This window comes from Pontibacter sp. BAB1700 (genome assembly GCF_000277005.1).
In the GTDB taxonomy this organism is placed as follows: Bacteria; Bacteroidota; Bacteroidia; order Cytophagales; family Hymenobacteraceae; genus Pontibacter; species Pontibacter lucknowensis.
Genome location: NZ_AKIS01000098.1, coordinates 1 through 12,978 on the forward strand (window position 1 = coordinate 1; position 12,978 = coordinate 12,978).

At 50.4% G+C, this 12,978-nt stretch carries 12 protein-coding genes and 1 pseudogene; 10 read left to right on the top strand and 3 right to left on the bottom strand.

The genetic code is table 11. The features are described from left to right. Together O71_RS11955 and O71_RS11960 are read left to right on the top strand one after the other, a co-directional pair. On the top strand, positions 1 to 464 hold a 464-nt coding region (locus O71_RS11955), incomplete at its 5' end, for a DUF5915 domain-containing protein (RefSeq protein ID WP_007657053.1). 96 nt (positions 465 to 560) lie between these two features. Then, positions 561 to 1,181, top strand: a complete 621-nt coding sequence (locus O71_RS11960; protein WP_007657054.1) for a lipoprotein signal peptidase — start codon at positions 561 to 563, stop codon at positions 1,179 to 1,181. A gap of 78 nt (positions 1,182 to 1,259) precedes the next feature. Here O71_RS11960 and O71_RS24655 read toward each other — a convergent pair whose 3' ends face one another. Both O71_RS24655 and O71_RS24660 read right to left on the bottom strand, forming a co-directional pair. Continuing rightward, entirely contained in the window at positions 1,260 to 1,577 is a 318-nt protein-coding gene (locus O71_RS24655; protein WP_202800220.1) for an HAD-IA family hydrolase, read from the bottom strand. After that, positions 1,574 to 1,921, bottom strand: a complete 348-nt coding sequence (locus O71_RS24660) for a hypothetical protein (protein ID WP_202800221.1) — start codon at positions 1,919 to 1,921, stop codon at positions 1,574 to 1,576. The genes O71_RS24655 and O71_RS24660 overlap by 4 nt, the downstream gene beginning before the upstream one ends. Before the next feature lie 107 nt (positions 1,922 to 2,028). Here O71_RS24660 and O71_RS11970 point away from each other — a divergent pair, with 107 nt between their 5' ends. The 8 genes and pseudogenes from O71_RS11970 (at position 2,029) to O71_RS12005 (ending at position 12,256) form a co-directional block, all read left to right on the top strand. Beyond that, the gene (locus O71_RS11970; RefSeq protein ID WP_007657055.1) at positions 2,029 to 3,864 is read left to right on the top strand and encodes an ABC transporter ATP-binding protein; all 1,836 of its coding nucleotides are present in this window, start codon (positions 2,029 to 2,031) and stop codon (positions 3,862 to 3,864) included. Positions 3,865 to 4,226: 362 nt separating this feature from the next. Continuing rightward, entirely contained in the window at positions 4,227 to 6,485 is a 2,259-nt protein-coding gene (gene rnr / locus O71_RS11975; RefSeq protein ID WP_007657058.1) for a ribonuclease R, read from the top strand. Positions 6,486 to 6,492: 7 nt separating this feature from the next. Further along, positions 6,493 to 7,467: a polyprenyl synthetase family protein gene (locus tag O71_RS11980; RefSeq protein WP_007657060.1), complete on the top strand. Its 975-nt coding sequence runs from the start codon at positions 6,493 to 6,495 to the stop codon at positions 7,465 to 7,467. A 107-nt stretch (positions 7,468 to 7,574) separates the two neighbouring features. Then, positions 7,575 to 8,204, top strand: a complete 630-nt coding sequence (locus tag O71_RS11985) for a rhomboid family intramembrane serine protease (RefSeq protein WP_007657069.1) — start codon at positions 7,575 to 7,577, stop codon at positions 8,202 to 8,204. A gap of 101 nt (positions 8,205 to 8,305) precedes the next feature. Next, a complete protein-coding gene (locus O71_RS11990; protein WP_007657071.1) occupies positions 8,306 to 8,779 on the top strand; it encodes a fasciclin domain-containing protein in 474 nt (157 codons plus the stop codon). A 121-nt stretch (positions 8,780 to 8,900) separates the two neighbouring features. Beyond that, entirely contained in the window at positions 8,901 to 9,332 is a 432-nt protein-coding gene (locus O71_RS11995; protein WP_007657073.1) for a hypothetical protein, read from the top strand. Positions 9,333 to 9,620: 288 nt separating this feature from the next. Beyond that, positions 9,621 to 11,299, top strand: a pseudogene (locus tag O71_RS12000) (SLC13 family permease). A gap of 189 nt (positions 11,300 to 11,488) precedes the next feature. Next, entirely contained in the window at positions 11,489 to 12,256 is a 768-nt protein-coding gene (locus O71_RS12005) for a DUF2490 domain-containing protein (protein ID WP_007657082.1), read from the top strand. 50 nt (positions 12,257 to 12,306) lie between these two features. Here the strand turns inward: O71_RS12005 and O71_RS12010 are convergent. After that, positions 12,307 to 12,978 (bottom strand): ABC transporter ATP-binding protein (locus O71_RS12010; RefSeq protein ID WP_040574227.1); only part of this gene is annotated, 672 nt, incomplete at its 5' end.

The following is a 12,978-nucleotide window of genomic DNA, read 5'->3' on the forward strand; positions in this document are numbered from 1 at the left end:
TACAGCAAATGAACCAGGAGGACATCGCCCACCTGGAGCGTGAAGGAGGTATCGAACTGCAGATAAGCGACGAGGAAACTGCCGTGCTGACGCCGGAGGACGTGGAAATCTCTTCGGAGGACATCCCGGGTTGGTTGGTAGCCAGCGAAGGCAAACTGACTGTGGCGCTCGACGTGACCATCACGGAAGAGCTGAAGCAGGAAGGCATTGCCCGCGAACTGGTGAACCGTATCCAGAACCTGCGCAAAGACAGCAACTTGGAGGTGCAGGACAAGATACACATCGTGCTACAGGCCTCGGTGCCTGAGGTAAATGCCGCTGTGGAAAACTTCCGCGACTACATACAGGCCGAGACACAAGCCTTGAGCCTTGAACTGGCTGACCATGTGGTAGATGGCACTATCCTTGAAGTGGACGATTACCAAGTGAACATCCACATCCGCACCGAAGCGGTAGTAGCATAAATTGCAAGCCCCGGCTCTATGAAATGGCCGGGGCTATACCTTATACCTTTATCCTGCAGCGGCGCAACAGAGCTCCTGCAGCCTAATTGACGAAACATGAAATATTGGAAGTACTACCTGGTGGCCCTGATCGTCATCATCATCGACCAAGCTGTGAAGCTTATCGTGCATTACAACATGGAAATGGGTATGCCAGGCGAGATCGTGCTCCTGGGCGACTGGTTGAAGCTGCACTATACCCTCAACCCGGGTATGGCCTTTGGTGTGCAGCTCGGCTCTGATTACGGCAAGCTGATTCTGTCTTTGTTCCGACTAGTGGCGGTGTTCGGTATTGCCTATTACATCTACCATTTGGTAAAAACGAAAGCACCGAAAGGCTTGATCTGGTGCATCGGCCTGATACTGGGCGGCGCTATCGGCAACCTGATCGATAGTACGTTTTATGGAGTGCTGTTCGACAACCATCCGTATGGCTCTCCAACCCCATGGTTCCATGGGCAGGTAATAGATATGTTTTATTTTGATATCTGGGAAGGTATCGTTCCGAATTGGATGCCTATTTTAGGCGGCAAGCCCATGTCCTTATGGCCAATTTTTAATGTAGCAGACTCGGCTATCTTCATTGGTGTACTGATCATCCTCTTTAATCAGAAGCGCTTCTTCGCACATTATGATGAGCCAGCTAAGCAACCAGCGGCTGAGCAACAGGGATTCTAAGGTATAGGTATAAGTAAACAGAGAGGCGGCTGCTCCACATGGAGCAGCCGCCTCTTTTATTGCTACCTTCAGAAGGTCTTATAAGATACCCAAGCGCTCCAACCTCACCCTCAAGTCCTCAGGAGAAGTAAAATGAATCGATTCTATACCTAATTGCTCGGCAGCTTTTATATTGCGCAGGTTGTCATCAATGAAAAGTGCTTCGGCAGGCTGCAGCTTATACCTGTTGAGCAAGGTATGGTAAAAACTGTGATTGGGCTTGCGGTCTTTTTCAGTACCCGAAACAACAATCCCATCGAACCAGCTGAGAAAATCATAACGCTCCAGCGCAATTGGGAAGAGCTCTGCTGACCAGTTGGTGAGAGCATATAACTTATGTTCGCCACGGTTCTTCATCTCCCTGAAGATCTCGACAGTGCCTCAATCGGGCCACCCAGCATTTCTTCCCAACGACCGTAGTAGGCTTTGATATGCTCTTCGTGCTCGGGATGCTTTGCGATCAGGTATTCATTGGCTTCCTGTATCGTGCGGCCGCCATCCTGTTCCTCGTTCCACTCAAACGTGCAGACATTCTCCAAGAAGTGCAGCATCTGTGCTTCGTCATCAAAGATCTTACGGTAAAGATGATGGGGGTTCCAATCGATCAGTACAGCGCCAAGATCCCAAATGATGGTGCTTTTAGTATTTGTTTTGGTAGAGGTACTGTTGCTAGTCAGCGTGTTTTCAGAAGTGTTTTCCATATGTTTTAGCGTCGATCTTAAATATACTGCGAAAAACGAAAACAAGAAAGATATCGCAATCATTCAAAAAAGCTTATTTTTACCAGAAGCACCTTATTCCTATACCTTTGTCTATACCTACGCCTATACTGCAGGTCACGGATCTGAAAACTACATTCACGACACGCCAAGGGATAGTTCATGCGGTGGAGGGAGTTTCTTTTACAGTATATGCAGGAGAGGCAGTGGCGATTGTTGGTGAATCGGGATCAGGAAAGACAGTGACGGCATTGTCGCTGATGCAACTGCTTGACACGAATGCGCAGGTAGGAGGAAAGGCGGTTTTTCAGTCACAGTGCCTTGGGGGAGTAGACCTGCTACAGCTAAAGGAGAAGCAATTGCAACAGATTCGGGGGCAGGAAATGGGGATGATTTTTCAAGATCCAATGTCCTCGCTCAACCCTGTCTATACCTGTGGACAACAGGTGGCGGAGGTACTCCTGTGGCACCTGGAAATTTCTAAAAAAGAGGCAAAGGAACGCGTACTGCATCTTTTTGAGCAAGCCAAGCTTCCACGATCGGAGCAAATTTACGACAGTTATCCACATCAGATTTCAGGCGGGCAAAAGCAGCGGGTGATGATTGCGATGGCCATGGCCTGCGAGCCCGCTATCTTGATTGCCGATGAACCCACCACCGCTTTGGACGTGACGGTGCAGGCCCGCATGCTGTCGCTGATCGACGAGCTGCGGGTGAAGCAAAACATGGCCGTGCTGTTTATTTCTCACGATTTGGGAGTGGTGGCCGAGGTAGCCGACCGCGTGCTGGTGATGTACAAAGGCCGCATCGTGGAGCAAGGTAAAGTGCTCGATATTTTCACCAATCCGCAGCACCCCTATACCAAAGGCCTGCTGGCCTGTCGCCCGACATTGAGCATTAAGTCGCAAGCCAAACTGCCCACGGTAGCTGATTTCATGGAGGAAGATGCACAAGGCAACGTTCACGAGAAGCGGCCACAGGTATACGAGCCCTCTTTGGTGGATGTGGTGAATGCCTATGTAGGCACAGTCGCAGGTATAAAACAGCAGCGCGACAACAGCCAGAAACCTCCATTGCTGCAGGTGGAGGACCTACAGGTGCATTTTCCGATAAAGAAAGGAATCTTTTCCCGCACCACAGGTCATGTGAAAGCCGTGGACGGGGTAAGCTTTGATGTGAAGCACGGGGAAACAATTGCGCTGGTAGGAGAGTCGGGAAGTGGCAAGACAACGCTAGGTCGGGCTATCCTGCGACTGGTGGAGCCTACGGCAGGGAGCGTACTGTTTGAGGGAGCGGATATCGGCAGCATGGATGCGGCGACCCTGCGCCAAAACCGCCGCTACTTTCAGATGATTTTCCAGGACCCCTATACCTCACTTAACCCCATGCATACCGTAGGCGGAGCTATCCTGGAGCCTATGCGTGTGCATAAACTGCACGGAAGCGACAAGGAACGCCTTTTGAAGATGACGGAACTGCTTGAGAAGGTAGGACTTACGACAGAGTATGCGCAGCGTTATCCACAGGCCTTTTCAGGAGGGCAGCGGCAGCGGATCGCCATTGCACGGGCCCTGGCACTGCAACCCAAGCTGTTGATCTGCGACGAATCAGTGTCGGCACTGGATGTGTCTGTGCAGGCGCAGGTGCTCAATTTGCTCAACGAACTCAAGCGAGATTTCAACATGACCTATATCTTCATCACCCACGACCTGGCTGTGGCCAAGCACATGGCCGACCGCATAATAGTCATGCACGAAGGAAGGATTGTGGAACAGGGTATGCCTGCACAACTCTTCCAGAACCCACAGCACGATTATACCCGAGCCTTACTGCGGGCTATCCCCAGTGGTGAGCCCGAGGCCATTATGGCGGCACAGGAGAAGCGAGCAACTCTGCAATCAGGTATAGCGCACTATCAGGCATAGACCCTATTGCCGTCAATTAAAGAGAAATAATATCTTAACTGTCATCTCGACAGGATGGAGAGATCTGGTTGATCTCAAGAACCTGGCTACATTTCAGATTTCTCACTAATAGAGGGCCCTTACCCCCGGTTCGAAATGACAGGCACTTGCTTTAGTGACGGCATTGGCTATAGGCCCCTATCATTATTAATAAACCCATCCACATAGCCCATATATAGACTTTTCTCTATAAATTCACCTGAAATTAAGTTGGCTTTAACCTTAGTCTGCCTTGTGGGCGTATAGAGGCTAAACTATTACAACCAATGATTGCCATGGCCTGAAGTGCTGTATACCTGCACCGGCCAATAGAAAGAAGATACATGAGAAGTAAAAGACCAAGCAAAAGCGGCAGAGATAAAGACAGCCGCAACGAAAAAGGCGGCTCCCGCAGAGGCGAGTCTTCCAGAAGAGAACCATCGGCCAGAAGCAGTTCACGCAGAGGCGACGACCGCAGAGGTGGCGGTAAAGATAAATCGGCCAAAGGCATCGTGCTGGAGATGTTCTCCAACAGCCCCGACACAGTGTTCACGCAGCGCCAGATTACCCGCAAGCTAGGCATCGTCGACAAAAAAGGCCGCGACCAGTTGCAAAGCATATTGGTGAACCTGATACGTGAAAATAAGTTGTTGCTGATAGACGGCGACAAGTACCAACTTAACCTGCGTGTGAACATTATCACAGGCCGTGTGGATCTGGCTAACAGCAAATATGCCTACATCGTGTCGGAAGAGACAGAAGACGATGTACGCGTGTTCCGCGAGCACCTAAAGTATGCCATGGACGGCGACCTAGTGAAAGTGGAAGTATTGCCGACCATGCAGGGAGGCCGTGCCGAAGGCATTGTGGTGGAAGTGCTTGAGCGCTCCCGCACCGAACTGGTGGGCATCATGGAGCTTTCCAAAAACTTCGGTTTCGTAGTGCCTGATTTCAAAAAGCTTTACTTTGACGTATTTGTAGGCGAACGCAACCTGAACGGGGCTGAAGCTGGCGATAAGGTACTCGTGAAGATAGTAGAATGGCCGAAGGAGCCAGGCAAGAACCCAACCGGTGAGGTAATTCGTGTGTTTGGTCCTGCCGGAGAGCACGAGGCTGAGATTCACTCCATTATGGCCGAGTTCGGACTACCGTTTGAGTTTCCGGAAGCTGTGGAAGAAGAAGCCAATCAGATCTCAGACAAGATACCGGCTGGCGAAATAGCCAAGCGTCGCGACATGCGCGACGTCACCACTTTCACGATTGACCCTGCTGACGCCAAAGACTTCGACGATGCCCTCTCGATACAGAAACTCGAGAATGGCAATTGGGAAATAGGCGTACACATTGCCGATGTGACCCATTACGTGCACCCGCGTAGCTTACTCGAGAAGGAAGCATTCCACAGAGCCACTTCGGTATACCTGGTGGATAGGACCATCCCAATGCTGCCTGAGAGGCTCTCAAACGGCCTTTGCTCACTCAGACCAAACGAAGAGAAATTCACGTTTTCAGTAGTGTTTGAGATCGACGACAACGGTAAACTATACGATACCTGGTATGGCCGCACGGTAACTTACTCCGACCGCCGCTTTGCTTACGAAGAGGCGCAGGAACGCATTGAAACAGGCGAGGGAGACTTTGCTGAAGAGATCAATGTCCTGAACAACATTGCCAAGAAACTACAGGCTAAGCGCTTTAAAAACGGCGCCATCAGCTTCGAAACCACGGAGGTGAAGTTCAAACTGGACGAAAATGGCAAGCCGCTTTCCATCTATGTGAAAGAGCGCAAAGACGCGCACAAGCTGATTGAAGAATTCATGCTGTTGGCAAACAAAAAGGTGGCCGAGTTTGTCTACAACAAAGGCAAAGGAAAGAAGCGCCCGACCATGGTATACCGTACGCACGGCTCACCAGACCCCGACAAACTGAATACTTTCTCTGTTTTCGCCCGCAAATTCGGGTATAAGGTGGATCCAGACGGCGATATCTCGGAAGAGCTGAACAACCTGACACACGAAATCGAGGGCAAGCCGGAGCAAAGCGTACTGCAGAACCTGGCGATCCGTACGATGGCCAAGGCCAAGTACAGCACCGAGCCCGAGGGGCACTTCGGTCTGGCCTTTGACCACTACTCACACTTCACGTCGCCGATTCGTCGCTATCCGGATATGATGGCGCACCGCTTGTTGCAGCACTATCTGGACGGTGGTCAGTCAGAAGACAAAGAGGCCTACGAAGAGCGTTGCCGCCATTCTTCCGAAATGGAGAAACGTGCCGCCGACGCCGAGCGTGCTTCCATTAAGTATAAGCAGGTGGAGTTCATGAAGGACACCATCGGCAACCAATACAAAGGAATTGTGTCTGGTGTGACAGAATGGGGTATATTTGTGGAGATTGAAGAGAACAAGTGCGAAGGTATGGTGCGCCTGTCGAGTCTGAACGACGACTATTACGAGCTGGACGCGAACAACTACCGCATCATTGGTCGTCAGTCGAAGCGCATTATCTCGTTTGGTGACGAGGTAATGGTCGAGATTGTGAGCGCCAACATGGCCGAGCGCACCATCGACATGGAACTGGTAGAAACCCTTAAAACACATTAACACCCCTGTGGATATCACGCAGCTTTCAACCCAGCTAAACCAAACCCTGAATACCCTCCGCTATGGCGAACAGCCTGCGGAATTGTACGAGCCCATCCGCTATATTATGTCCTTGGGCGGAAAGCGAATAAGGCCTTTACTGGTGCTTCTGGCTGCAAAAATGTATGATGATGATGTGGAAAACGTGCTATTGCCCGCTGCGGCCGTAGAGGTTTTCCACAACTTCACGCTCATGCACGACGATATCATGGACAAGGCCCCACTGCGCCGCGGCAACCCCACCGTGCACGAAAAGTGGGATGCCAACACCGCTATCCTGAGTGGTGACGTGATGCTGGTACGCGCCTACGAAATGATGCTAGGTATAGCCCCCGACAAACTGGGCAAGGTGCTGCAGCTCTTCAGCAAGACAGCCGCCGAGGTATGTGAGGGCCAGCAACTCGACATGAACTTTGAGCGCCGCCAGCAGGTGAGCATTGAGGAGTACATCCAGATGATCACGCTCAAGACGGCGGTACTTTTAGGCTTTAGTCTGGAACTGGGAGCCATTCTGCAGGGAGCCCCTGACAGCGACGCCGAGCACCTGAAGCAATTCGGCGACAATGTAGGTATAGCCTTCCAACTACGCGACGACTTGCTCGATGTATATGGCGACAAAGACAAATTTGGTAAGCAGGTAGGCGGTGATATCCTCTCAGACAAAAAGACCTTCCTGATGCTGACTGCACTGGAGCAAGCCAACAACGAGCAACTGCAAACCATCCTCGACTGGCGTGACAAAACCGATGCTGATACGGCCGAGGAAAAGGTACAGGCCATCACCGCCGTGTACGACCAGCTCAACATCCGCAAACAAACCGAACAGCAAATCGATTACTACTTCCAGCAGGCACTGTACCACTTAGAGGCCGTGCAGGTACCAATCGAGCGTAAAGCCACCATACATGGCTTAGCACTACAATTGATGGAGCGGGATAGCTAGAATTGCTGATTGTATTAGCCCTAACAGCATTACAGTATAACGCCGCTACAATTCAGTTACCTAAACTCTTAAAATCACAAACTCCTAAATTCTCAAACTCTATATAAATGAGCGTTACCGTCATCCTGATCATCATTACAGTAGGCATTTCGTGGTATGCCTGGAAAAATCACGAGCTCATGCAGAACTGGATCTTTCATCCTTATTCTGTTGCGCGTGACAATTCCTGGCATCGTTTCCTGACTTCGGGTTTCCTGCACGCCGACTATACCCACCTGTTCTTCAACATGTTCACACTGTTTTTCTTCGGAAATGCTGTTGAAATGACGTTTAGCGCTATTTTCGGGGATGTAACGGGTATCCTGATCTACATGCTGATCTACCTGGGCGGTATTATCGTGTCTGATATACCTACCTTTCTGAAACATCGCGATGATCCTTCTTACCGTGCCCTAGGTGCTTCCGGTGGCGTTGCTTCTGTTGTATTTTCGAGCATTCTCTTTTACCCGACGCAGGATATCTGCCTTTATGCTATTCTTTGTATACCTGGCTTCATCCTGGGCATTCTATACCTGATGTACTCTTACTTCCAAGGTAAGCGCATGGGTGATAACATCAACCACGATGCCCACTTTTATGGTGCAGTGTATGGTATGGTCATAAGCTTAGCTTTAGTACCGAAGGCAGGCCCTTTGTTTATTGAGCAAATCAGCAACTGGCGTTTGCCTTTTTTATAGGGGAAGTATAATTGCACTTTATTGGCCTGATTCTTCTTTCTTAAAATCAGGCTGATAGGTCGTGAATTCCGTATAAATGCAAAAGACAAGCATTTGTACGAATGAAATCGAAACTATATTATATATACCTTGGAGTAGTACTTATTCTAGCCTTTCTTCTGGTTAGTAAGCCAGCCGCTGCCCAGAATATCAGCCTGGAGCGGACCACTATAATGGAGTATGTCATCAACGAGCGGCCCTTGCTGGCCGAGCTACTGACCACTGCTGGTATGGCGCCTGCTCTCTCTGGTAGCTCCTCTTATACCTTATTGATGCCCCCAGAAGCACGTTTGCAAGAACTGAAAGGCCAATCTGTAGAGAAGATACGCTCCATGATGGCCGCGCACCTGGTCAAAGGAGCTCTAACAGGTGCAGACTTTAAAGAAGGGAGCTACCTGCAGACCTATGGAGGAGAAAAACTGTATGTGTGCCGCAAGAGGGAGAACACCCTGCTGAACGGTGTGAAGCTGCGCACGACAGACATTACCTTGCGAAATGGTATGGTGCACGAACTGGAAGGAATGTTACAACCTTAAAAACAGAAGATATCCTGTCCGAATTCTGAATTGCACCATTTTGCCCTTTATCAGCCTATTCATCCTTGAATAGGTATAATGCGTTTGGCAACCAATTGCGTATGCTATACGAGAACCTCCCATGGATAGTAAAACGCACCATAACGACGCAACCACCAGGCAGTATGTAGCACGGAATAAGTGCTACGAGATAGGCTATGACGGAGTCAGGAACAGAATTTACTACAGTATATTGGGCTTTTGGAAGAGCGCAGACAGCGTACCTGATTTCCTGAATGATTGGGACAAGGCATTGCAACTGGTCTCTTCAGGCTTTACTCTTCTCGTCGATATGCGTACCATGATCACCCACCCGCAGCCACTCAATAGTCTGCACGAAGAATCGCAGCGCAGAATGAAAGCAGTCGGAGTGAGCCGGATTGCCAATGTCATGCCTGTTGACAAAATAGCCAATCTGCAGGTAAGCGAAATAGCATCTCGCAGTCATTTACCACTCCATACCTTCGAAACCTGCGAAGCCGCAGAGCAGTGGCTAAACGAATCTATGGTATAACACCGTAGCTCCCCTCTATTTTCTTTTTGTTCAGCTATTTTTTTCCTATCCGCTTATCCCTATCTTTTGTAACCGTTTAGGTATAAATGTAGTTATAGCTACCAATTGCCCCGTTTCGGTCAGGGTAGTATAGCCTATACCTTCTACCTGGCAGCACATGCGGCCAGTCCTGTTCTTAACTTTTCTAGCATGACGTACGAGATTGGCGTAGTTCTGTCTGTGATAGCGGTAGCTGTAGTGCTTTTCGTCAGCGAGAAGCTCTCTATCGACACGACGGCCATTCTGGTTATGTCTCTTTTCATGGTGCTTGGCATACTCACCCCTGCCGAGGGCCTTGCTGGTTTCAGCAATCCTGCCACCATCACCGTTGCCTGCATGTTCGTTATCAGTACGGCCATCTTTAAATCGGGCGCACTAAGCAGCATAGGGGTGCTCCTCACGCGGGTAGGTCGTCGTAACTATCTGCTTTGTTTGCTGGCCGTCATGCTGGTGGCAGGTCTGCTTTCCGCATTTATCAACGACACCGCTGTAGTAGCCCTGTTGATGCCCGTAGTGATACAAGTAGCCCGTGACACACGCATCAGCCCGGCCAAATTGCTCATGCCGCTCTCTTTTGGAGCACTGCTGGGGGGCGTATGCACGCTTATCGGTACCTCCACTAACATCCTGGTGAGTGGTATAGCCGAGGCGCAGGGTGAGGCCCCTATCGGTATGTTTGAGCTCACTGCAGCTGGCGTCTGGTTCCTGATTATTGGGGTGCTGTACATGCTGCTGGCGGGTCGTTTTTTACTGCCTAGCCGCAAGTTGGCTGATGACCTGACCGATGATTTTAATATGGGTGACTATCTGACTGAGATTGTTATCCAGCCTGAGTCTCCGTCGGCAGGTATGCCACTCAGCAGCTCCAGCCTGGTGCAGAACCTGGACATAGACGTGCTGCAGATCACCCGCGACAAGTATTTGCTGAATGCCACACCCTACACCATGCTGCGTGTAGGCGATGTGCTGAAGGTGCGCTGCGACGTGGAGAAGCTCAAAAAGATGAAAGAGGAGAAGGGGATCAAGCTGAAATCAGAGCGGAAGCTAAAAGAAGAAGACCTGAACAATACCTCCACAAAGCTTTACGAAGCGATTGTGACGCCTAACTCCTACATGGTAGATAAGTCCTTGAAGCAGCTTGATTTCAGAGCACACAACCATGGCGCCACAGTGGTGGCAATACGACATCGTGACGAAATTCTGCACGAAAAGCTTACCCATACCCGTCTGTCGGCCGGTGACGTACTTTTGATTGCCGCCGACAAAGACCAGGCCCTGAACCTTCGCAACAATGAGGACATTCTGCTAATTTCTGAGACGGAGCGAAGCCAATACGATTACAGTAAGATCATACCGGTACTGCTGATAGGAGCTGGCGTTGTGTTTACAGCCGCTACCGGGCTGGCGCACATTGTGCTGAGCGCCTGGTGGGTGTGGTGCTGTTGGTGCTGACCAAGTGTATACGACTCGACGAACTCTACAAAGCCATTGAGTGGAAGGTGATCTTTATGTTGGCCGGAGTGCTCTCGATGGGTACTGCGCTGGAAAAGACAGGAGCCGCCGGTCTGCTTTCAGGTTTTCTGGTGGACTCTATCGGCAGTTATGGGCCGCATGCTTTGCTATCAGCTTTTTTCTTTATCACGTTCATGTCCACCAACTTCATGTCGAACAATGCTACGGCGGCCTTGCTGGCACCAATCGCTATAGTGGCGGCTAAGGAAATGGGCGTAAGCGTTCGGCCATTTTTAGTGGCGGTTACCTTCGCAGCCTCACTAAGCTTCATGACGCCTATGGGTTACCAGACCAATACCATGATTTACGGGCCGGGCAATTATAAATTTGTAGATTACCTTCGGGTAGGCACGCCCCTGAACATTCTTTTTTGGTTATTGGCTTCGCTTATCATCCCGTTCTTCTTTCCGTTTTAATACTGTTCCACGTGGGACAGAAGAGCAGGCTAATCGTATACATACTGTTTATACCATACCTTCGTAACTATGGGAGAAGACCTGTTCCTGATTTTTCTGGCGATTCTGAGTCTGGCCTGTGTGATACTGGTGTGGCACTTCATGGCGGAAGAAGAATAATCTAACACTTTGCCCATCCTTACGCTCTATATGGCCTCACGCGTTTTATTCCTGGTTATTCTCCTGTTGTCGGTGGGTGCATACGCCATGGCCCAGCCTAGTCAGCGGCAGGTAACCCAGCAGCAGTTGATCTGGTACTCTTATAATAACACACTCTTATTAAATTCCAAATGGTCATTTGGCACAGAATTGCATGAGCGACGGTTCTTCAATCCTGACAGGCATCATCAGTTTTTGGTACGCAACAGCATTCGCCGGAAAGTAGGGGAGGGCTGGGAAGCATCTGCAGGTTTTACGTATTTCCTCCAAAGTCCGAATGAGCCGGATGCCCTGGTGCGTCTTACCATCCCGGAACTCCGGCCACACCTTCAACTTAACTATAACCAACCCCTAAGCAACCTGACCATTGCGCACCGATACAGGGCAGAAAAGCGCTATTTCCGAAATGCCTCTGACGACAGACTGACAAATGGCTATAATAGCAATTACAGGTTTAGGTATAGGGTAGGGATAGAGTATAAGCTGACAGCGATTCGCGAACAGCCGCTCAAGCTGAAAGTGAACAATGAACTCCTTGTCAACGCAGGGAAGAGGATACTGTATAACAGATTCGATCAAAACCGTGTCTATGCTGGCCTAAACTATGCTATCCTGGATAACCTGGAGTTTGAGGCAGCTTATCAGCATTGGTACCAGCAGCGCAGATCCGGATATCAGTTCTACAGCAGGCACATCATCAATCTGGCCATCTATCACAGAATCGATCTGAGCAAAAACAGCGATAAAGAAGCGCAGTAGCTATACCTATTGCAGATTGGAAGTAGCTACTCACAAGGTCTTCCTATACCTTACAGATAACCCTTTGCTTGCAGTGTGAAGAGTTCTGCGTATTTACCATTCTGCGCCAAGAGTTCTTCATGCGAACCCAGCTCTTTCAGTTGCCCTTGCTCCAAAAACAAAATGCGGTCGGCCATGCGTACCGTCGAGAAACGGTGAGAGATGAGCACGGCGGTTTTGCCGGCAATCAGTTCGGAGAAGCGCAGGAACACCTCGTGTTCGGCACGGGCATCAAGGGCGGAGGTAGGCTCGTCGAGTATGAGCAGCTGTGCGTCGCGCATGTAGGCCCTGGCCAGCGCCACCTTTTGCCATTCTCCGCCCGATAGCTCTACGCCTTTGTTGAAGCGCTTGCCCAACACCTGTTCGTAGCCGTCAGGCAGTCGCTGAATGACAGGGTCGGCCAGGCTTTTCTGTGCGGAGCCCTGTATGCGGTCGCGGTCACTGATGTTGCTGATCTGGCCGATGGCAATGTTGTCAGAGGCGGTCATCTGAAAGCGCACATAATCCTGAAAGATGATGCCCACCTGGTGGCGCAGGTCGTTCAGGTCATACTCGCGCAAGTCTATACCATCGAGCAGGATGCGGCCCTCAGTGGGCTCGTAGAGCCGGGCCAACAGCTTGACCAGGGTGGTTTTGCCTGCTCCGTTCTCGCCCACCAGTGCCAGTTTTTCGCCAGCCCGCAG